Annotated in this window: 27 protein-coding genes; 5 read left to right on the forward strand and 22 right to left on the reverse strand. The window is 34.6% G+C overall.

Going from position 1 to position 21,186, the window contains the following annotated elements; genetic code table 11:
• Positions 1 to 46: 46 nt before the first annotated feature.
• Complete coding sequence (locus SIB89_RS15655) at positions 47 to 640, forward strand: hypothetical protein (RefSeq protein ID WP_412560506.1); 594 nt, start codon at positions 47 to 49, stop codon at positions 638 to 640.
• On the opposite strand, the gene SIB89_RS15660 is transcribed toward SIB89_RS15655, so the two are convergent.
• From SIB89_RS15660 to SIB89_RS15670, 3 genes are read right to left on the reverse strand one after another with little or no spacing between them, the layout of a single operon-like run.
• Complete coding sequence (locus SIB89_RS15660; protein ID WP_412560507.1) at positions 641 to 1,582, reverse strand: hypothetical protein; 942 nt, start codon at positions 1,580 to 1,582, stop codon at positions 641 to 643.
• On the reverse strand, positions 1,579 to 2,556 hold the full coding sequence (locus SIB89_RS15665; protein ID WP_412560508.1) for a hypothetical protein: 978 nt from the start codon (positions 2,554 to 2,556) through the stop codon (positions 1,579 to 1,581). The genes SIB89_RS15660 and SIB89_RS15665 overlap by 4 nt, the downstream gene beginning before the upstream one ends.
• A 56-nt stretch (positions 2,557 to 2,612) precedes the next feature.
• Positions 2,613 to 3,479, reverse strand: a complete 867-nt coding sequence (locus tag SIB89_RS15670) for an alpha/beta hydrolase fold domain-containing protein (RefSeq protein WP_412560509.1) — start codon at positions 3,477 to 3,479, stop codon at positions 2,613 to 2,615.
• 47 nt (positions 3,480 to 3,526) lie between these two features.
• On the opposite strand from SIB89_RS15670, the gene SIB89_RS15675 reads away from it, so the two are divergent.
• Complete coding sequence (locus tag SIB89_RS15675) at positions 3,527 to 4,147, forward strand: L-threonylcarbamoyladenylate synthase (protein ID WP_155087866.1); 621 nt, start codon at positions 3,527 to 3,529, stop codon at positions 4,145 to 4,147.
• On the opposite strand, the gene SIB89_RS15680 is transcribed toward SIB89_RS15675, so the two are convergent.
• Positions 4,144 to 5,355, reverse strand: coding sequence for a multidrug effflux MFS transporter (locus SIB89_RS15680; protein WP_412560510.1), 1,212 nt, complete (start codon positions 5,353 to 5,355; stop codon positions 4,144 to 4,146). The genes SIB89_RS15675 and SIB89_RS15680 overlap by 4 nt on opposite strands.
• Before the next feature lie 83 nt (positions 5,356 to 5,438).
• Here SIB89_RS15680 and SIB89_RS15685 point away from each other — a divergent pair, with 83 nt between their 5' ends.
• Positions 5,439 to 5,885 carry a DUF1572 family protein gene (locus SIB89_RS15685; RefSeq protein ID WP_412560511.1) on the forward strand — a complete coding sequence of 149 codons (447 nt, stop codon included), beginning with the start codon at positions 5,439 to 5,441 and terminating at the stop codon, positions 5,883 to 5,885.
• On the opposite strand, the gene SIB89_RS15690 is transcribed toward SIB89_RS15685, so the two are convergent.
• The 7 genes from SIB89_RS15690 to SIB89_RS15720 all read right to left on the reverse strand — a co-directional run bounded on the left by SIB89_RS15690 (position 5,882) and on the right by SIB89_RS15720 (position 13,152).
• The gene (locus tag SIB89_RS15690; protein ID WP_412560512.1) at positions 5,882 to 7,423 is read right to left on the reverse strand and encodes an acyl-CoA carboxylase subunit beta; all 1,542 of its coding nucleotides are present in this window, start codon (positions 7,421 to 7,423) and stop codon (positions 5,882 to 5,884) included. The two genes, SIB89_RS15685 and SIB89_RS15690, sit on opposite strands and share 4 nt — an antisense overlap.
• 185 nt (positions 7,424 to 7,608) lie before the next feature.
• On the reverse strand, positions 7,609 to 9,066 hold the full coding sequence (gene accC, locus SIB89_RS15695) for an acetyl-CoA carboxylase biotin carboxylase subunit (protein ID WP_412560513.1): 1,458 nt from the start codon (positions 9,064 to 9,066) through the stop codon (positions 7,609 to 7,611).
• A gap of 1 nt (position 9,067) precedes the next feature.
• A complete protein-coding gene (locus SIB89_RS15700; protein ID WP_412560514.1) occupies positions 9,068 to 9,544 on the reverse strand; it encodes an acetyl-CoA carboxylase biotin carboxyl carrier protein subunit in 477 nt (158 codons plus the stop codon).
• Between the two features lie 54 nt (positions 9,545 to 9,598).
• Complete coding sequence (locus SIB89_RS15705; protein ID WP_412560515.1) at positions 9,599 to 10,297, reverse strand: PrsW family intramembrane metalloprotease; 699 nt, start codon at positions 10,295 to 10,297, stop codon at positions 9,599 to 9,601.
• Positions 10,294 to 10,845, reverse strand: a complete 552-nt coding sequence (locus tag SIB89_RS15710) for an NUDIX hydrolase (protein WP_412560516.1) — start codon at positions 10,843 to 10,845, stop codon at positions 10,294 to 10,296. The genes SIB89_RS15705 and SIB89_RS15710 overlap by 4 nt, the downstream gene beginning before the upstream one ends.
• 10 nt (positions 10,846 to 10,855) lie before the next feature.
• Positions 10,856 to 12,001: an aminotransferase class V-fold PLP-dependent enzyme gene (locus SIB89_RS15715; protein ID WP_412560517.1), complete on the reverse strand. Its 1,146-nt coding sequence runs from the start codon at positions 11,999 to 12,001 to the stop codon at positions 10,856 to 10,858.
• A 62-nt stretch (positions 12,002 to 12,063) separates the two neighbouring features.
• The gene (locus tag SIB89_RS15720; RefSeq protein ID WP_412560518.1) at positions 12,064 to 13,152 is read right to left on the reverse strand and encodes a M42 family metallopeptidase; all 1,089 of its coding nucleotides are present in this window, start codon (positions 13,150 to 13,152) and stop codon (positions 12,064 to 12,066) included.
• A 125-nt stretch (positions 13,153 to 13,277) separates the two neighbouring features.
• Here SIB89_RS15720 and SIB89_RS15725 point away from each other — a divergent pair, with 125 nt between their 5' ends.
• On the forward strand, positions 13,278 to 13,970 hold the full coding sequence (locus SIB89_RS15725) for a DUF4294 domain-containing protein (protein ID WP_155087854.1): 693 nt from the start codon (positions 13,278 to 13,280) through the stop codon (positions 13,968 to 13,970).
• Positions 13,971 to 14,600: a PAQR family membrane homeostasis protein TrhA gene (trhA, locus tag SIB89_RS15730; RefSeq protein ID WP_412560519.1), complete on the forward strand. Its 630-nt coding sequence runs from the start codon at positions 13,971 to 13,973 to the stop codon at positions 14,598 to 14,600.
• 10 nt (positions 14,601 to 14,610) lie between these two features.
• On the opposite strand, the gene SIB89_RS15735 is transcribed toward trhA, so the two are convergent.
• The 11 genes from SIB89_RS15735 to SIB89_RS15785 all read right to left on the reverse strand — a co-directional run bounded on the left by SIB89_RS15735 (position 14,611) and on the right by SIB89_RS15785 (position 21,151).
• Complete coding sequence (locus tag SIB89_RS15735; protein ID WP_412560520.1) at positions 14,611 to 15,081, reverse strand: DUF1572 domain-containing protein; 471 nt, start codon at positions 15,079 to 15,081, stop codon at positions 14,611 to 14,613.
• A gap of 26 nt (positions 15,082 to 15,107) precedes the next feature.
• A complete protein-coding gene (locus tag SIB89_RS15740) occupies positions 15,108 to 15,353 on the reverse strand; it encodes a hypothetical protein (RefSeq protein WP_412560521.1) in 246 nt (81 codons plus the stop codon).
• Between the two features lie 11 nt (positions 15,354 to 15,364).
• On the reverse strand, positions 15,365 to 15,523 hold the full coding sequence (locus SIB89_RS15745; RefSeq protein WP_412560522.1) for a hypothetical protein: 159 nt from the start codon (positions 15,521 to 15,523) through the stop codon (positions 15,365 to 15,367).
• 170 nt (positions 15,524 to 15,693) lie between these two features.
• The gene (locus SIB89_RS15750) at positions 15,694 to 16,110 is read right to left on the reverse strand and encodes a RidA family protein (protein WP_412560523.1); all 417 of its coding nucleotides are present in this window, start codon (positions 16,108 to 16,110) and stop codon (positions 15,694 to 15,696) included.
• 157 nt (positions 16,111 to 16,267) lie between these two features.
• Positions 16,268 to 16,639 carry a nuclear transport factor 2 family protein gene (locus SIB89_RS15755; protein ID WP_412560524.1) on the reverse strand — a complete coding sequence of 124 codons (372 nt, stop codon included), beginning with the start codon at positions 16,637 to 16,639 and terminating at the stop codon, positions 16,268 to 16,270.
• 171 nt (positions 16,640 to 16,810) lie between these two features.
• On the reverse strand, positions 16,811 to 17,569 hold the full coding sequence (locus SIB89_RS15760; RefSeq protein ID WP_412560525.1) for a hypothetical protein: 759 nt from the start codon (positions 17,567 to 17,569) through the stop codon (positions 16,811 to 16,813).
• A 210-nt stretch (positions 17,570 to 17,779) separates the two neighbouring features.
• The gene (locus SIB89_RS15765) at positions 17,780 to 18,211 is read right to left on the reverse strand and encodes a hypothetical protein (RefSeq protein ID WP_412560526.1); all 432 of its coding nucleotides are present in this window, start codon (positions 18,209 to 18,211) and stop codon (positions 17,780 to 17,782) included.
• A gap of 122 nt (positions 18,212 to 18,333) precedes the next feature.
• The gene (locus SIB89_RS15770; RefSeq protein ID WP_412560527.1) at positions 18,334 to 19,122 is read right to left on the reverse strand and encodes a hypothetical protein; all 789 of its coding nucleotides are present in this window, start codon (positions 19,120 to 19,122) and stop codon (positions 18,334 to 18,336) included.
• Positions 19,123 to 19,288: 166 nt separating this feature from the next.
• Positions 19,289 to 19,822: an acyl-CoA thioesterase gene (locus SIB89_RS15775; RefSeq protein WP_412560528.1), complete on the reverse strand. Its 534-nt coding sequence runs from the start codon at positions 19,820 to 19,822 to the stop codon at positions 19,289 to 19,291.
• 198 nt (positions 19,823 to 20,020) lie between these two features.
• The gene (locus tag SIB89_RS15780; RefSeq protein ID WP_412560529.1) at positions 20,021 to 20,386 is read right to left on the reverse strand and encodes a hypothetical protein; all 366 of its coding nucleotides are present in this window, start codon (positions 20,384 to 20,386) and stop codon (positions 20,021 to 20,023) included.
• Between the two features lie 156 nt (positions 20,387 to 20,542).
• On the reverse strand, positions 20,543 to 21,151 hold the full coding sequence (locus SIB89_RS15785) for a toxin-antitoxin system YwqK family antitoxin (RefSeq protein WP_412560530.1): 609 nt from the start codon (positions 21,149 to 21,151) through the stop codon (positions 20,543 to 20,545).
• Positions 21,152 to 21,186: the final 35 nt, after the last annotated feature.

Here is a 21,186-nt window from a genome sequence, read left to right on the forward strand (position 1 = left end):
TTTCATAATCTTATAAAAGACAGTTAGATACAAACAATTTTATATCATGAAAAAATTAATCCTTTTACTAGTGTTCTTACAAATAGGTGTTTGTTTTGCTCAACGCCCTAATGGTGGACGTAGAGGTAATCCCAATGCTGGTCAAGCCAATACTGGTAGAGAAATGCCAAAATTTGAATCTGAAAAAGCGACTGGTATTCTTGAGTACGATGCTAAAAAAGTGGCCAAAAAACTTAAGATTAAAAAAAGCGATTCTATAGCCGATGATGTAAAGGCCCATATTGAAACATATAATTCAAAAATCGATAAGATAAAAACTGAAAACAAAGATCTCTTTGAAGGTTTGGATATTGTTGTTAACCAAAATATGGAAGCGGCAACTAAGAATAGAAATAGGGAGTTAATGCAGGAAACAAGAAAGATGATTGAGGAAAAACTCAAGCCTATTAGAGACGATATAAAAACGCATCAAGATAGCTTAGATGCATCATTAGAAACCGTTTTATCAGAAGAGCAGTACTCAAAATGGTTAGATTACAAGGAGTCTGAATTAAAAAAATTAATGCCTAAACGAAGAGGTAATGATGCCAGAAACCGACCAGATGATTTAAACGGACGCTCTGGGAGAAGACGCGGTTAGTTACTTTACCATACACACCGAATTGATGTTACCGTCGTAATCGTACTCTTTTACACTGTTTGTAGGGTCTGTAATCCATTTGCCATCCACAATGAATTTGTAATGGTATTTTCCACCAGAAAGCTTTTGGTCATATACCCAACAGCCATCTACTTTTTTCATTTTAAACTTGTTCTCAGACCAATTGTTAAAGTCTGCGCTTAAAATTACAGTCTCAGCATCCTGATAGTCACAAAGTCTAAAAGTCACGTTCTTTTGAACGTCAATAACAGAGTTATAACCATCGTATTCATTTTCAACTTTTGAAGGGTTATGCGGATCAGTAATCCAATGTCCATCTACAATAAACTTATACTGATATATATCTGGGCGCAATTGCAAGGTAACTTGCCAGCCATCATCCGTAGGTTTCATCTTAAAACCTGTTTCGTCCCATCTATTAAATGTCCCACTGAGAATGACCTTTTCGGCATCTTTGTAGCCCTTTAATTTAAACGAGACATTACCATAGTCTGTGGCAAAAGTGCTATATAGCTTCAGGTTGTATGCACCATAATACCAACCATCGTCGGATTTTGCATCTGTAATATTATTAAATGCTCTAGAGGGTTCAGCCCAGTGTTTGCTGTTGACGATAAACTTAAATTCCCAATCAAAGTCTGAGGTAAAGTCAGATAGGTCTTTTTTTAGTGTATAAATGGAATCGTTTACCTTGTTCATTTTCCATTGGTCTTTTGCCCAATTGTTGAATTCGCCCGAAACAAAAACATCATCTACGGTATCACCATTATTTTCAATATTGGGATAATCCTTTACATTAAAAATAAAAGTAACCACCTTCCCTTGTATGTCATAACCTTTCTTGGTATTGTTCTGCGCAACGATACCCAAAGCGGACATTAGGAAAACAAAATAAACGATATGTTGTTTTATTAATTTCAAGGTTTTATAACGGGATATTTTATAAAATAAAGCTTCCTTTTTTTATAGTTGATAATTGTTCTTTTCCGGGCAAAAAATTCAAACCCTAACACACCATCCAGTTGTATGCCAAATGCGCTTTTCATATGTTTTAGGTCTGTAAGTACGGTTTTCATTGGGCCAAAGTAAATGGAATCGTTCAATTTTACTCTGTACAATTTCCCTGCCAAAACCTTAGCTTTTTTTCCACTGGCACCTGTAAGTTTCAATTCTTTGCCAGGATAAAAATAGTCTAAAATTTCTGAATCCAAATTTTTGTTAAGCTGGTTGTATTCGGCAGCCGTATCTAGGCCAAACTTTACTTTTTTATCTGCAACATAGGCGTCAATGACAATAGTATGCTGCTTTAGTTTAAAATCAATACTATCATTAATGGTTTCTGCATAAACTTTATCGGAAAGCCGATTTCCTTGTTTATCAGTTTTAGTTAGTGTAATCTGATTTAAGTGTAAATCAATAAAGACTTCAAAATCTTTTAATACACTATAGCCAATGATGCCTAACAGTTCAATTTTTTTGGTTTTTTCAATGTGTGAAAGATCAATAACATCGGCATTGAGTTGTTCTAAGCTCAAATCTTTAATGCTCAGTTCATCCAGGTGTTTTTCTTTTACATTTTCGATAGTGTTATGTACTCCACTTTTAGACTTTCCATCATCTCTGTATTTTCTGGTAGGCTTGAAATGAACGCTGTTGAGTATTAAAGTTTCCGAACCTGTATCTATGATAAAATTACCTTCTTGATCGAGCAATTCTACTTCCACAATAATAAGCTGATCTATAACCTTAAACGGAATACGTGTTGTTGAAGCATTGATGATTTCAGCTTTTGAAAAAATAATGGGAGGTTTTGCTTCTGGAGGAACATTTTCAGTAGTAAAAAGATTCACTGTGATGAGCAGTGAAATTATGATTTTGATTGATTGATGATACATACTATATAGACTAATAATCTAGCCTATATGTTACAGAAATTTAAGGTTTTAACATTTTACATATGCGTTTCAATAAAGTTGTGAAGTTTAAGTGTGGTGTCCAATAAATTCAGACCAATCCAGCCATGGCCTTCATGAGGATATAAGGTAAACTCGTGGGTTACATTAAGCGCTTCAAGTTTATCACGCATGTCAGTGCCTTGTGTTGTGGGTATTAATGGATCTTGGCCTCCATAAAACAATATGGTTGGTGGAGCAGAAGATGTTACTCTGTGATATGGGCTTACTTCTTCCAAAAATTCAGTTGTGGCATCAATACCAAAAGTGTTAAACAACTCTTCAAAAACAGGATTATTGGATTCTGTGTAAGCAGGATCTGTAAAATTTGTCGGTCCAACAACGCTACATACCATTTCTACTTGGCTATCACCATCAAAAGCATAACTCCAAAGCAATGATAAATGTGCTCCAGCACTTGCACCAATAAATCCTATATCGTCAGAAATGCTGTAGTAATTTTCATTGGCCTCTAAATAATCTACAACCGTAGTAATATCATTGATTTGCATTGGGTAAGGAGGATTGTTTTCATCTGCAAGCCTGTAATTCATATTCACAATGGCATAATCCGTCATCTGTGTTTTTATATAGTCTTTAAAGGCGTTCATGTCTGCTTTGTCACCAGCTGTCCAACCACCACCATGGACAAGGATAATTGTCTTTGTCTCAGAATTGCGATTTGGAGGTAAATACAAATCAAAAACCTGATCACTATCATTTCCGTAGGAAATATTGAATTCTTCATAGGCAACAAGGGGATTTAAGGCCTCTGGATCATTATTATTGTTTGAATCGTCAGAACTACAGGATAAAAACCCTATGATAGTAAATAAATAAACGAACAAATATTTAGGTCTTTTCATATTGAAAAATTATTTACATTGTAAACGTCTTTTGTAAGATACATATTATGGCAGAATTTATTAGAATATATCCTGAAAATCCTAACCCGAAAGAAATTCAAAAAGCGGTGAAAATCTTAAAGAATGGTGGTTTGGTAATTTACCCAACCGACACCGTTTATGGATTGGGTTGTGATATTACCAAGATGAAAGCTTTAGAGCGTATCGCCCTAATTAAAGGAGTGAAGCTCGAGAAGTCGAATTTTTCATTTGTATGTGAGGATTTAAGCAACCTTAGTGACTATGTAAAACAAATTGATACAACGACATTCAAGATTTTAAAACGCGCCTTGCCAGGACCCTATACTTTTATTTTGCCTGGTTCTAAAAATTTGCCTAATCCGTTTAAAAAACGGAAGACCGTAGGTATAAGAGTGCCAGATAATTCTATTGCTTTGGCTTTGGTCAATGCGCTAGGAAATCCTATAGTTTCTACATCCATTAGAGATGAAGATGACGTAATTGAATACACTACAGACCCAGAATTAATACTTGAAAAATGGGACAAATTGGTCGATTTGGTCATTGACGGAGGCTATGGAGATAATGAAGCATCTACGGTTATTGATTTGTCAGTTGAGCCTCCTGAAGTTATTAGGGAAGGCAAGGGAAGCCTCGAAATTTTCTAAGCTGCTTTTAAAACGCTTGATGTTTTTCTAGCATTCACATAAAACAGAGTTATTGAAATCACTCCACACACGAGAAATCCAATAAATAAAGGAGTTACAGTGTCCTCGACAAAACTTCCGATATAATTAGCAATAGGTACAGCCATTACGGTAGAAATGAAACCGTTTAAGGCGGAACCAATACCAGCGATATGTCCTAAAGGTTCCATTGCCAAGGCTCTTAGATTTCCGAATAAAAATCCGATAGTAAAAAATTGAATGGCAAAGAATGTAATCAGTATTTCAATGCTTGGATTGTTGCCAGAATGAAATATGAGTATGAATATCAATGAGGTGATGATAAAGCTCCACATGGATATATGTACAATGCGCTTCATACCAAATCTTACGACCAATTGACTGTTCATAAAGGTTGCCAAGCCCACTGATATGGCTAGACTTGCAAATATAAGCGGGAATTCCTCAGCCAAATCATATTGCTTTTCAAAGATGAGTTGTGATGTACTAAGATATACCATAAAGGAACCTGTAATAAATCCTGAAAGTAAAGTGTAAATTACTGCAGGTCTTATTTTGAAAAATTGAATGGTTCCTGTTTTAAAAATAGAAAGTTTAAATGGGATTTTGTACTTGTCTTTTAAGGTTTCGGGCTGTCTTAACCAAAACCAAATCATAACCAAAACACCAAAGGCTAGTGTAAATGTGAAAATGAATTTCCAACCGTAATAATTCATTAGGAATTGTCCCAAAGTAGGTGCAACCACGGGTACCAAAATGAAAACCATAACCACAATCGACAGAATTTTTGCCATATAATCACCATCGTAGGAATCCCTAACCATAGCTATAGACATTGTTCTTGGTGCAGCTAAACCTACACCTTGCAAAACCCTTCCCAAAAGCATAATTTCAAAACTTCTGGTAGTCACACAGACGATGGAGGCAATAATAAATATGGCAAAACCTATGTAAACAATAGGTTTACGACCAAGACTATCGGACAATGGTCCTAAAATCAACTGACCAAAACCCAGTCCCAAAAAAATAGAGGTAATCAGTTTTGGGTTGTTACTTGGGTCACCAACACTCAAATAATCACCAATCATGGGTAAAGCTGGCAATACCGCATCAATGGATAAGGCTACAATAGACATTAACGCAGCCATTAAGACTACAAATTCTAATTGGGATCGCTGTTGGTTTTGCATGGTGCAAAAGTAAATCAATTATTGCCTATTTTTGATAAGTAAGAATACAATAACGGAACATTAACATTCACAAAAACAATAGTATGTCCACAGACACTTTAATTAAGCTATTTAAGAGAGATTTGAGCAAATTAAAAGAAGAAATAAACCTTTATAAAGTTGAATCTAATCTTTGGTTAACACCAGGTGAAATAACAAATTCAGCAGGAAACCTAGGACTTCATTTGGTTGGAAATTTGAATCATTTTATAGGTGCGGCATTAGGAAACACAGGCTATATAAGACAGCGCGATTTGGAATTTTCACTTAAAGATGTGCCAAGGATAGAATTAATTAAACAAATTGACGATACTATGGTCGTTGTTGAAAATACGTTGTCAAAACTTACACCACAGGATTTAGAACAACAATACAAGCATCGTGTGTTTGAAAAACCGACATCTACAGAATATTTTCTAGTGCATTTAGCAATGCATTTGGCTTATCATTTGGGACAGATTAATTATCATAGGCGGTTGTTGGAAAATTAAAGCGGAATATTCCCATGCTTACGCTGAGGTTTAACCACTTCCTTATTCTCAAGCATTGCAAACGCTTTAATGAGTTTACGTCTCGTATTATGAGGTAGGACCACTTCATCTATAAAACCGCGTTCGGCTGCACTATATGGATTGGCGAACAGTTCAGCATACTCAGCTTCTTTTTCTTTCCATTTGGCTTCTTTGTCATCTGCAGCAGAGATGTCACGCTTAAAAATAATTTCGGCAGCACCTTTTGCTCCCATTACGGCAATTTCGGCATTTGGCCATGCAAAATTCATGTCTGCCCCTATGTGTTTAGAGTTCATGACGTCATAGGCTCCACCATAAGCTTTTCTGGTAATAACGGTCACTCTTGGTACGGTTGCTTCGCTAAAAGCATAGAGTAGTTTTGCACCATTTGTGATAATCGCATTCCACTCTTGATCTGTTCCAGGTAAAAATCCTGGAACATCTTCTAAAACCAATAAAGGAATATTAAAGCAATCGCAAAAACGTACAAAACGAGCTGCTTTTGTTGAACTATCAACGTCTAATACACCAGCTAAAAACATAGGCTGATTGGCAACAATACCAATAGATTTACCACCCAAACGCGCAAAACCTACGATGATGTTTTCAGCAAAGTCTTTATGTATTTCGTAAAATGAGTCTTCATCGATAATGCCTTCAATCACCTGATGCATATCGTAAGGTTTATTAGCATTTTCTGGTACAATGGTATCTAAAATATCTCTTACTTCTTCTTTAATTTCAAATGGAATATCTAAAGGTTTTTCTTTATTACTTTGAGGTAAATAACTCAATAATTGTTTGACATCTTCTAAACATTCCACATCATTAGATGAGGTTTTGTGAGCTACACCAGATTTTGAAGCATGTACACTTGCTCCGCCTAGTTCCTCACTTGTTACTTCCTCGTTAGTTACTGTTTTTACCACATTTGGTCCAGTAACAAACATATAACTGGTGTCTTGTACCATAAGCGTGAAGTCTGTCATAGCAGGTGAATAAACTGCTCCACCAGCACAAGGTCCCATTATTGCTGAAATCTGAGGAATTACTCCAGAAGCCTGAACATTTCGGTAAAAAATATCAGCATAACCACCTAAAGAACGTACGCCTTCTTGAATACGTGCTCCACCAGAATCATTTAAACCAATAACAGGAGCACCAACATTAACAGCCATATCCATAATTTTACAGATTTTTTCAGCATGTGTTTCCGAAAGAGAGCCTCCAAATACGGTGAAGTCTTGCGCAAACACATAAACTAATCTACCATTTACGGTCCCATAACCAGTAACGACTCCATCTCCATAGAATTTTTGGTTTTCCATTCCGAAATCCTTGGTTCGGTGTGTGACTAAGGCGCCAATTTCTTCAAATGAACCTTCATCTAACAAATATATCACACGCTCTCTAGCGGTTAGTTTTTTCTTTTGATGTTGTTTGTCAATTCGTTTTTGTCCGCCTCCTAATTTGGCTTGTTCAAGTTTATCGTTTAGTGTTTTTATTTTGTCTTCCATGCTATTCTTGTTTCTCGCAAAGGCGCTAAACCTGTCTGCCGACAGGCAGGGGCGCAAAGCTGGATATGTTTTTAATTTTATTTTTGCTTACTGCTTACTGCTTACTGCTTACTGCTTACTGCTTACTGCTTACTGCTTACTGCTTACTGCTTACTGCTTACTGCTTACTGCTTACTGCTTACTGCTTACTGCTTACTGCTTACTGAATTCGGTACTCGTAATAATTTCTGATCTTCTAAATAACGCTTCAATGCAATCTTTGCTGCTATCTCAGCTTCTTTTTTATGTTGCTCTTCTAAAAGACTAGGTGAGTAGTACTTTTTAACAAAATGGGTGTCAAAATTCCCACTTCTAAAAGCCTCGTGCTCACAAACGAAACGTCCGAAAGCTAATGTGGTTTCTACGCCTTTTATATGATAATTGTCTATAGCTTTTATCATTAATTCTATAGCTTCTTCACGTGTTTCACCATAAGTAATCAATTTAGATAACATTGGGTCATAGTAAATTGGGATATCCATACCTTCCTCAAAACCATTATCTACTCTAATATTTTTTCCTTCAGGAAGTTGATACACTTCTAAATTACCAACACTTGGTAAAAAGTCATTCATAGGATCTTCTGCATAAACACGAAGCTCTAAAGCATGACCATTAATTTTCAAATCCTCCTGTTTAATATCTAATTTTTCGCCTCTGGCAACTTTAATCTGAAGTTCTACCAAATCCACACCAGCGATCCATTCAGAAACTGGGTGCTCTACTTGTAGCCTAGTATTCATTTCCAAGAAATAAAAATTCAGATTTTCATCGAGAAGAAACTCAACGGTACCAGCACCGATGTAATCACAAGAGCGTGCTACATTGATAGCAGCTTGCCCCATTTTTTCCCTCAATTCTGGTGTTAACACGGCTGAAGGTGCTTCTTCAACGACTTTTTGATGACGTCGCTGTACGGAACACTCACGCTCAAAGAAATGCAGATAATTACCATGCATATCTGCCATCACTTGAATTTCGATATGTCTTGGAGAAGCCACATACTTTTCTATAAAAACAGAACCATCGCCAAAAGCATTTTTTGCTTCACTGATTGCTCTATCCATTTGCGATTCGAATTCAGCAGCATTCTCAACAATACGCATCCCTTTTCCGCCACCACCAGCAGAGGCTTTAATGAGAATAGGAAAGCCTATCTCATTCGCGATTTTTTTAGCTTCAGGAATATCTGTAATCGCTTCGTCTGTACCAGGAACCATTGGGATATCATAGGCTTTTACGGTATCTTTAGCCGCTAACTTGCTTCCCATAACTTTAATAGCATGGGATTTAGGACCGATGAATATGATGTTATTTTTCTCGCATAACTCAGCAAAGTCTGCATTTTCACTTAAGAAACCATAACCAGGATGTATGCCATCAACATTCAATGATTTAGCAACGTCTATAATTTTATTTCCTTTTAAATAGGATTCATTTGACGGAGCAGGACCAATACAAACAGCTTCGTCAGCATACTTTACGTGTGGTGAACTTCTATCCACTTCAGAAAAAACAGCAACGGTTTTGATGCCCATTTTTTTCGCCGTTCGCATGACGCGAATGGCGATTTCTCCTCTGTTTGCGACTAATATTTTTTTCATACTATTCAAACTCAATTAAAAGTGCATTTTTATCTACCGTTTCTCCTTGCTTCACGCTTATGGATTTAATCACTCCATCTCTTGGCGAGTTAATTACATTTTCCATTTTCATGGCTTCAAGAATTAACAAGGCATCGTTTTCTTTAACCTCTTGTGCCTCCTTAACATTAATCTCTAAAATTAATCCTGGCATCGGAGCTTTAATGTCATTGACTTGTTTTGATGCACCTATTTCAAAACCTAGAGCCTCAATTTGCTGGTCTAAAGCATCATTGATAGAAACTTCATAGATATTGTTGTTAACCTTTACGGAGTAAGACTTCTTATTGAAATCTGATTCTACTATTGAAGCTTTAATGGTGGTATTATCTTGTATAACATGATAATGATTAGACGTTGTTTCTATAGCGTCTAGGGTTTCCATAGTGTCTTTAGAGATATCGAAACTATGAGAACTGTTAACTTTTATTTTGTACATAACTGTGGAATTATATTGCAAATATAGCTGTAAAGCGATGCCTAAAATATGAAATTAATCATGGTTTAGAAAGTCTTGAGGTGGTTTAAAATTTGAAGCTTCCTGATGACGCTTAATGGCTTTTCTTGAAAGTATGATAGCCACGATTAAAGAAATGAATGCTCCAATTGAAATCCCTGGAATAAATCCAATAAATAGAAAGAAATCATAGGCTCCATGAAAAATTACTGCCAATAACAGACCAGTCATATTGAGTTGAAATCTATTGCCAGAGAATTTAGCCTTGCCCATATAATATCCCATTAAAATCCCGAACGTGGCATGAGCTGGCACTGCAGTAAATGCTCTTAAAACGGCAGTTTCAAAACCACCTTGTAATACATACATAATATTTTCTGTACAGGCAAAGCCCATTGAGACCATAACAGCATACATGATACCATCAAAAGGTTCGTTAAAAGCTTTTCTTGGTTGGGCAAAATATTTTACGATCACGTACTTACTAAATTCTTCCGAAAGAGCAACAACAATAAAGGCCTGGATAAACTGTTGCCATACACTATATTCATCTGTAATTGGTATAAAACGTCCAGTGAATAGGTAGAGTAAAGTCACAATTATAATACTTACAATACCACCAAACAGAAAACTGGACAAAAGCAGGCCAATGGGTTCTTTTTCGTATTTATCTTGAAAGTATATGTATATAATAATCACCATTACTGGTGCAACTGCCATGAGCAATAAATTCATAAGCCTAGTTTTTCTTTTATAGAGTTCAGCACAAAAGTATAGTAAGATTTGTTAGATGGAATAAAGTGATGATTAGTCTCGCTATGTTTTAAAAGCTTTTCAAATTCATCAAATGAAACTAATTTTAGAGCCTCAACTTCGTCTTCTTGTGGTTGTAGTTTATTTAGACCAACTTTTAATTCAGCAATAAAAACTTGATGAAACTCATTGTCTTGAATCTCACCATAACTAGTTTCATGCAGAAAAGTGCCTATTTTATGAAGATTATCTGGCTTTAATGCCAATCCAATTTCTTCTTTAGTTTCTCTCAGAGCAGCATCTATAAAAGATTCGCCAGCATCAATATGACCTGCTGCAGAAACATCCCAAAGTAAAGGATGAATGTTTTTCTTATGCGAACGTTGTTGTAAAAGAATTTCACCTTTTTTGGTGTACAACCACAGATGAATTGTATTGTGGTACCATCCATTTTTATGCGCTTCAGATTTTAAAGCGGTTTTACCTGTAGGTTGCCCTTCTTTAGTGACTATGTCAATGTATTCATCCAAATTGTTAAACTTATAGGTGAGATGCTAAACACTTAATTAAGGGTTTAAAATCTTCAGCAGTGTTATATAAATGACAAGAAATTCTAATATAATTCCCTCTAAACGATACAAATATATTTTTGCTAAAGAGGTCCTTTTTTAAGGCATGCAAATCAATATTTTCAGGTAATTCAATACCAAAGAGGTGATGAGATCTGTAGTTGTCGTCTTCAATTTTACAGCCTAAGGCTTTTAGTTCTTTTAAAGCATCTTTGGAAATTTCCTTGCAATACTCTTGAATTGCCTTTGGAGTCCACTCAATAACTTGTTTAAGTGCCTCAATTTGCATTTTTACGTAAATAAAGTTACCACTTTCACCAACACAATATCTATTGGCTTTTGGTTTATATTCATCCTGATAATTAGTCAATCCGGTAAAATCTTCGCTATGTAATCGGTTGGACCAGTTTTCTTCAATTGGGTTTCCGTTATCAAAGTAAGGTCCAAAATAACCATAAGCGCAACCATAAGGGCCAAATAACCATTTGTAGCCAGCACAAATTAAAGCATCTGGTTGTATGTCTTTTACAGAAAAAGGTAGAGCTCCAACACTTTGGCTACCATCGATTATTAACAATGAATTATTAGTCTTTGCCTTTACACTAACGGCTTTTAAGTTAAATAGGCTACCGTTAGACCAATGAATATTTCCCATGGCCACTAAAGCAGTTTTTTCATTAATGGCGGAAAGAATATCTTCATTCCATTGCTTTACAGTTTCAGGAGCTTTTATAACCACCAATTTAGCATTGTATTTTTTTGCAAGTTTCCTCCAGGAATAAATATTACTTGGAAACTGTTCGTCTATCACCAGAATTTCATCATCTTCATTTAAGACAATATTGTTGGCCACTGTAGCCATGCCATAAGATACAGACGGTATAGTCGCAATACGATTGTAATCATCTGCATTTATAAGCTCAGCAAACAATTTTTTTAACGCTATAACAGGTTCAAAATAGTCTGAGATTCTAATTGTATGTGGTTGACTTTTTTGTTTCAGTCCTTCTAGTCCAGCGTCGTAAATAGTTTTAAAAGCAGGTGATTGACTCGCAATATTTAAATAAGTGATATCTTCTGGGATATCAAATAGATGTTTTTGATTTTTTAAAGCCATTACCGAGTTATATATATAATTTATAAGATATTTAAAAAGCCTCAAAAAATGAGGCTTATGTTTTATTTAAAATAACTAAACGTCTCTCCGTCTTTTATCTTTAATAGTGTTTCGTATATCAACTTAATAACGTTTTCCACATCATCTTTATGAACCATTTCTACAGTTGTATGCATATAACGTAAAGGAAGCGAAATTAAGGCAGAAGCAACACCTCCATTACTGTAAGCAAAAGCATCTGTATCTGTTCCTGTGGCTCTAGATAGTGCAGCACGTTGAAAAGGAATCTTCTTGGCTTCAGCGGTATCGGTAATTAAATCTCTCAGTTTTTGCTGCACAGCAGGAGCATAAGCGATTACAGGTCCTTTACCAATTTCTGCCAAGCCTTGCTTCTTTGGTTCTATCATTGGAGTTGTAGTATCGTGAGTCACATCAGTTACAATGGCTACGTCTGGTTTTATGGTTTCAGTAATCATCTGTGCACCTCTCAACCCAATTTCTTCTTGAACTGAATTCGTAATATAAAGTCCAAAAGGGAGTTTCTTTTTGTTTTCATGAAGTAAACGCGCTACTTCTGCAATCATAAAACCACCCATTCTATTATCTAATGCACGACAGACAAATTTGTCTTTATTCAGAATATGAAATCCATCAGGATAGGTAATAACACAACCTACATGCACTCCCATTTTTTCAACTTCATTTTTGTCTTTGGCACCTATATCGATACAAATATTGTCAGGCTTTGGTGGCTCTTCCTTTGATTTATTTCTGGTATGGATGGCAGGCCAACCAAATACACCTTTTACAATGCCGTTTTTGGTATGGATATTTACAATTTTACTCGGAGCAATCTGGTGGTCGCTTCCTCCATTACGTACAACGTAGAGTAAGCCTTTGTCTGAAATATAATTTACGTACCAAGAAATTTCATCTGCATGGCCTTCAATAACGACTTTATATTTAGCTTTTGGATTTATCACAGCAACAGCACTACCATAAGTGTCGGTAATGAACTCATCGACGTAAGGTTTAAGGTATTCCATCCATATTTTTTGTCCCTCCCACTCGTAGCCAGTCGGTGATGCGTTATTTAAATATTTTTCTAAAAAGTCCATAGACTTTTTGTTCAGTAATTGTTGTTTAGCCATTCTTGTAAAATTTTTCCCTAAAATAATAATATTAATACGAATTTAAGGTTAGTGGTAGTATTAATTCTTAATTTTGAAAATAAGACGAATTGTTCTTTGGAACGGTTTTGGAAGTGATATTAAACATGAAACATATTACCTACATAATGTTGTTGTTCTCTGCTTTGGTTTTCGCTCAGGAAGATCCTGTAAAGCAAGATTCTACAATAGTCCATTACATGATTATTGAAGGAGATTCCATACCTGTGACTGAGGTAGAATTGGATGAAGTTTTAATGCTCCCGAACTTAAGCTTTAAAGATAGGGATGCACGTATACGATATATCATACTAAGACGAAAAACCCTAAAGGTATATCCTTACGCCAAATTGGCTGCAGACCGCTTGGAAACTTTACAAAAACGCCTCGATCAGTTAGAGCGTAAACGCGATAAAAAGAAATATGCAAAGGTGATTCAGAAATATATTGAAGACGAATTCTCTGCAGAACTTAAGAAATTGACTAAAACAGAAGGGCAAATTTTGGTAAAGTTGATACATCGGCAAACCGGTAAAACTACCTTTGAACTTATTAAGGAATTACGAAGTGGTTGGCGTGCCTTTTGGTTTAACAACACAGCAAGCCTATTTAATATTTCGCTTAAAAAAGAATTTAGTCCTATTAACGAAGAAGAAGATTATTTAATAGAGGATATTTTACAGCGTGCATTTCAGAATATGCAATTAGAACGGCAAAAACCAGCATTTGATATCGACTTTTATGCCTGTGTAAATAAGTGGTCTCAATCAGAAAAGAAACTCAATAAAGCTCAACAGTAAGTGCGTACCCAATCTAAACTCGAAGAACAATTAAATTCTTGGTCGCACGGTATAGGTGCAGTGTTAGGAATAGTAGCATTGATACTACTTATCGTTTACGCAGATGATACTACAAAGCCATGGAGTCTTTTTAGTGTTATCTTTTATGGTATTTCCATTATTGTTTTGTTTTTGGCATCTACTTTTTATCATGCTGTAGAAGGGGAGAGGCGCAAGCATTATTTTAGGATTGTTGACCATATTAGCATTTATTTATTAATCGCAGGCACATATACTCCTGTTTTGTTGATTTTGCTGAGGGGTAGTTTGGGCTGGCCATTGTTTTGGACCGTTTGGGGCATTGCGGCTTTTGGTGTGGTCTTAAAGCTCTTTTTTACAGGTCGTTTTGAAATTTTCTCCACACTTTTATACTTGGTGATGGGCTGGCTCATCGTTTTTGATTATACAAACACAGCCGAAGCGCTTGGGCCTGAAGGTGTATTTTGGTTAATGGCGGGCGGTCTGTTTTACACCGTTGGTATTGTATTCTATATTTTTGAAAAAATACCTTACAACCATGTCATTTGGCATCTATTTGTCTTGGCTGGAGCTATTTGCCACTTCTTTATGATTTTTTGGTATGTGATTTAAAATAAAATAATCAGTTGATTTTAGAAACCAATTTCTTAACAATAGCAATTTGTCCTAAGTGATAATGGGTATGTTCAATAATGCCTACTAAATTTCTAAAGTAAGTGCCATATTTTTCTTCAGCTAAAAAGGTTTCGAGTGTATGATCATCTAGTTTTTCTATAAGTGAAATGAATTCCTTGGCCTCTTCCCACATCGTATTTTTAAAAGTTTGCCACTCATCTTCAGTTTTAAGATTGGGATGATCAAAGCTATATTTATCTCTAATCGTTAAATCTCCGCCCTTTAAAACAGCCATTGTACCTTTTAGGTAATAGTGAATATGAAAACTTAAAGCAAGAATGGTATTCAAACCTTTAATTGGTTTGGTTGCCATCTCTAAAGTAATATCTTCTAACTGGTCTTTAAGGTTTGAGGCCGTCCAATTACCACCAAAATATACTTGGTGTAGATTGTTGGCTAGTAACGCTGTTGTTTTCATTTGGTGAGAAGTATTCTGGAGCGTATTTATTTCACACGATGGAGAGTGATTGAATTATCAGCATTAAACTCGGTTGGGCGCTCAGGATTGAAGTTACTGGCCAAAATCAAGGTGTCATCATCTTTAAATTTTGCAATAAAAAACATATGACTTTTAGCTTTAGAATCTATTAAAGTCATGGTTACATCAATTGTAATTGGGTTAGCATCGTAATCTACCGAATATGTCATGCTTCCCTTTTCTCCATTGGCATCAAATTCTTTTCCTCCCATTACTTTACCGTCTATTTCAAAAGAAGCATAGCCTTTTTATCAAAATTTATTAAACCAATTTGGTTTTTTTCATCTTCACCTTTCCACTTTCCGATAATATTTTCTTCTAAATCAATGGTGTTGAATGATAATAATGGAGCGATAATAAACAATAGCAATATCTTTTTCATTGTAGCATGGTTTTTAAATTGTTATAAAGGTAAATCATTTTCTTTAGCTGTGGTTTTTTTTGTTGCTAACTGTTTATGAGAGCCATCACAATTTGGCTTTCATTTAGATAGACTACATGTATAATCCATACATCCATATCCATCTAAAATGCGCTTCATGTTTTTTTTCTCTAACGTGCAGCAGTGATTTCAATTTCTAATTTCATATCTGGCATTACTAATTCATTAACACCAATTGCCGATTGTGTAGGACGAATTTGCACCTCTTTTATCCATTCTGAATAGATATCGTAACTCCCTAAAAAGCCTTCCATTTCCGTAGTAAAAAATGTTATATGGATAATGTTCTTTCTAGTCATACCTGCTTGCTTCAGTAAACTGTCAATGGTATTAAGAATAAACTCCATTTGCTTTCTCTGGTCTCCAGGATGTTTTACACCTAAGCCCATTTCGGAGTTACTATCAGTAACGAGAGCGGTCTGACCAGAAAATTTAAGAATCTCATTAAAATCAGAAATTAGCTCAGCTTGGTTCATTTCAAAACCTGCTCCCCAGTCATTTGCCGGATTAATTGATTGTCTTTTCATTGTAGTCGTTTTTTACATTATTATACAAAAGAAGTAGGCGCAAGGGCTTTATGTATATATCAGAATTGTAAAAAAATCCAATTAAAATTTAATCGTGGTAATATTAAAGATAGTGAATTGTAATGAAATTTACTTTGTAAATTAGCTGACATTACCCTTATAAAGTCTCAACTTTTTCTCTCGAAGCAACGGTGTCGTATATGATCTTTAATGTTTTGATTTTATTTTCAGAATCAAACTCAATGATATCAACAACATCAAATTCTACTTTGTCATTATTTTTTAAAGTCCATTTGTAGGTGAAGTAAAGCGCTAGGTTATGTGAATCTTGTTGCTCAAATATACCCTTAAGGTTAAGTTCGGAACGCTTTGTGTCGTTATTTAACTGTTGGTAGAATTCATCTGCCCTATTAATGCCGTAAATAGGAGAATCCACAATGCCATCTGCACTAAATAATTCAACCACATTATGGATGTCACCTTGCTGTAAATAGTCTAAATATTTAAGTGCTATTTCTTTCTTGCTCATTAACAATTCTGGGTATTTGGTTTACAGTGTTTCTACAAGTTGAATTTTTCGAAATTATCTGAATTAAAAGTCTGAAAAAAATCGCGAAAACACACCAAGTTAAAAATTCCGCTATAATTTTTAGAAATAGGAGAGAACAGCACCAATACTAATAGCCATTATTAGCCTTAGTTATTTGTTCAATTCTTTTTCTATTTTAAAAATAGCATTATCCTGACTTTCCTTAATCATTCTTGAAACTGCTAAAATATCAGCAGTACAAATTCTTCTTAATTCCAAAGTGTTTTCAAATTCAATGTTTTCGAAAATAGAGCTGTAGTCATGTTTGGGAGTTTGCTCACGATATTTTCCAAAACTGGTCAATCTACCGCCCAAGATATCTTTCATCAAATAACCTTCATCATCAATTATTTTATGAAGTCTGTTAAATGTAACATCTTCAACCCTTCTAGAAGTCATTTTATAAAGCGGTAGTAACCCAATGGTGTTTGAAATAGCAATTTTTAAGGAATCGTTTTTAATTAAATCATATTTACCTGTACTGATTGCTAAATTATAAACACTCTCAGATGGATAGTATTCAGGCACATATAGAATGCCGCCCATCAATGAATCAAGTGTTCTTCGTGGTATTTCGTTAAGTTGTTCTCCATAATTTCCAATCAAGTAGTCTGCAGAATCATAAACCCATATGTAATCTGATATTAAGCCTTCAAGTTGGCTTTGGTTTAATTTGAATTCTGTTAATAGAGATCTTAATATCTTATCTCCCTCAGTATCTTGTTTTTTCTGTTCATAAATTTCGTTGACTTGAATTGCAATAAAAATCCCAATAACAACCAATAAAATTTCACCAATAGCATATCCGAGATAGTTTGATAATTTGGAATTTTTTAAGGACTTATATCTCAGTTTTCTTAAGAATTTCATAATTAAGGCTAGCGCGTTTGTATATGGCTTGTTAGATGTTTAAGCAACTAATTTAATAAACAATAACGAACGCGAGAAAATTCCGAAGGAATTTTCCAAATAAGCAACGACCAAAGCAATTAATTTTACACGGCTTAAGTTTACAATTGATTAAATTAGGTTAAAATTGCTTGTTTTTTACCACAGTACTTTGTTAGCCACTGTACTTTTCTAAATTCGGCTTATAACATCAGATATGTAATTCCACGCAGAATTCCATATAGATTTTCCTTTCTCATTATTTGGGTCTGTTAACCAGAGACCACAAACATTGCATATAATTTTATCTTTATAAGTTGCTTTTCCAGAAAGAGCCTCAAGTACAGAAATATCATATTCATCTGTTGTGTTTGTCCATTCAACCTTTTCCACTCGAATTTTAGTAGATTGACATCTTGAACATCTTATTCTATCGTCTTTAAATTTATTTCTACGGTCTTCGGAAGTCAGTTTTTCAATTTTTGATTCAGACATATTCCGTTCAGCCAAATATTCTTTTATTTCTGATTGAGTTTCTTTCATAAAAGTCAGAAGTTTGAATTTTGTAAAATATGCTAATTCATAATCGTTTAATTGACTTATAAATTTATGTACTCTACTCATTTTCGTATTGTGGCTAACGTGATTGTGTATGGCTCGTTGCGGAAAATCAGCTATGATTTTCCGCCGTGACCGAAAGATAGCAAATTGCAATGAATTCCGATTAGGAATTCAGCCGCAATGAGCTATACACGGTGTTGTAGTGCGTTTTTTTCTTCTATTATAAATCTATACTTTTCTTGAATTTCTTCATCAGTCAATTTGTTTTCCGCCTTTTCCGTTTCAATTATTTCCGCAAAAGTTGATTTGAGATAAGAAATCATATTCACGTAATCTTGATAGTTTGAGTCAGTTGAAAATTCGAAAAGAATTACAAATTTTTTATTTAATTCCGCGTATTTTTTTAAATCGGATATTTTTTTCGAATCCGAATCGGTAATAAAAAAATCGTTTGCATTTACCTTTAGATTTAGCACCTTCTTTTCCAAAAAGTAAGGTTCCAATTCTGGATAATAATTTGGTGCTCCTTTTCCTCGTAAACGTTCTACAATATATTCCGAATCGTTTTGAATATAAGGTGGCAATGTAATTCTTAAATCATTTTTTCCTTTAAGGTTAAGGATGAATGATTGTTTAAATGCTTTTCTAAACTCTTTTGTCAAATCTTGAAAAATTTGATATGATAGATTTTGGTCAAGTGATAAAATAACCTTTGGATAATCGTGATAACGTCTTTGAAAACGAAGTGAATCAATTCTGCTATGCAAAGTTGAATCCAATTTTGTGATTAAAGTATCGTCATCAATTATTCTAAATTCAGTTTCCGAGACTTGGTCTACATAAATCAGATATTCAGCTGTGTTTTCCTCTATGGAATAATTAGTAAATTCAGATTGAGGTAGATTGATTTGATTTCTGTTTTTTGAGCAAGAAATGAAAATAAAAATTATCAATATGTAGTTAAAAAGTTTCATTTTTCTCAAATGCACTACAACGTGTTTGGCTATGGTTTCGTTGCGTGAAAATCCGCGAGGATTTTCCGCCGTAAACCGAAGATAGCAAATTTGCGAGGACTTTCCGAGAGGAAAGTCTGAAGCAATGAACTATAGCCGGTGTTGTGTGCAGTTTTATTCAACTATTTTAATTTTGATTTTTAATCATTTCATAATCATTTTTGAACATATTTAGCATTTCTGAAGATGGATTCATTTCTGTTTTTTTGATTCCACTATCAGCTAATATTTTTGGCAAGTAAAGTGCTTTTCTATTTTTCCATAAGGCAAATTTCGTATATCCTATTGCACAAATTTCATTATTCTGCTTAAAAACTTGGCGATGATAGCCCCACTTTTCGTCCCATCCATCTAAAATAAGAGTTATGCTAAATTTTGTCCATCTCTTAAGAGGTTTTTTATAAATAATCTTTTGTGAACCAAGAACTGGAAATATTCCTTTTTTAAATGTGTTTTCGTAAAGTTTAGACCTGAATAAAATCTCAAACCTAATAAAATCCATATAATAAAAATATTTAGAATTTGCCATATATCTTAAGGAATCACAATCCAAAATACTAACTCTTCTAATACGAGTGAGGTCAGAATCCAAATCGATTTTTTTCCAAAAAAATTTTGAACCTATGTAAATGTATATTAGATGTAACCAATAGTATATCATAATTCAATAGTTTAATCTTTGGTTTTTTTTCAGGACGATGCGCTGGTCATAATTGCACACAACGGTTTTGTGTATGGTTAGTTGCGTGTTTGAGCAACTAATTTAGTAAACAAAAACGAACGCGAGAAAATTCCGAAGGAATTTTCCAAATATGCAACGACCAAAGCAATTAATTATACACGTTGTTGTGTGCAGGTTTTATTCCAAGTTGTCCCAACCTTTAATTCCGTCTTTTTTCAGTTGCAACAGCAGGTAAATTATTATTATTCCAAGTAAGCCAACAAAAGAAATAGCTCCAATTCCTATACTCAAATTAATTATTAATGTGATTATACTTGTTCCAATTAATGCCCAAAAAGCCCATTTTTTCCAGTAAAACAAAAACACGATTAAAATCAGGTCTACAATTCCGAATATTCCGAATATTAATTCCGTTTTATTTAATTCTTTCAGATTATTATCAAGTAAGAAACTTTTGGTTGCAATTAAATCAGTTAAGAAAATAATTGAAAGGAAAATGGTCAGTATTATATTCCGTTTTTTTGAGGTTTCTGTTATTATCATTTAGTTCAGAGTATTTTTAACTTGCACACAACGGTCTCGTATAACCGTCAGTTACGGGTTAATATGCGTTAATTTTCGGTTTGGTACTGACTTTAGCAATTCCGAGTGGATTCGGACGTAGTCGAATCCGCCGTAATTGCGGTTATACATTGTTAGCTACTGTGCTTTTTTTCTTTTTGATTCAATAAATATTCGTCCGTTTAGCGGTGTCCAAATTCCAATCGCATAATCATCTTCGGTTCGGATTCTTTGTAATTCAAACACTTTGTCGCTTGTCAAGTCTCCCCAATATTTTAGAGGTATTTCCTTAATTATTCCAAACAGTAATTTATCTCCGCCTTCACAAGTAGTGTCAATATCTAATTCGGTCGGTTCAAAAGTCAGTTCGTATTTCAGTTTTCCATTATCATCATAGATTTTCCAGAGTCCAGTCCGATAATAATGGAATTGTCGACAAGCACCTCCAGTACAACAACTGATATAAGAACCTAACTTATAATTCCCTTCCATTTTCAAAGTTCCGTTTTCAGAGTATTCTTTCCAATATCCAACTTTTAAGTCACTAACTCCATATTTGCTAACTGCAAGAGCTCCTTTTCCAGTAATTATTCCGTCTTTTTTTAATTCAATAATTGTGTCGTTTTCAGGAAGTCCATCTTTTAATTCTCCATAAAGTTTATTGTCCGAAATATAGATAGCGTCTTCTTGTCCAATTGCTATCTGACATTGGAAAATTAATAGTGATATGATAATTGCGATTCTCATTTTCGGCATTGTAGCTAACGGTCTCGTGTATGATT

The organism is Winogradskyella sp. MIT101101, from assembly GCF_047126865.1.
Classification (GTDB): Bacteria; Bacteroidota; Bacteroidia; order Flavobacteriales; family Flavobacteriaceae; genus Winogradskyella; species Winogradskyella ouciana.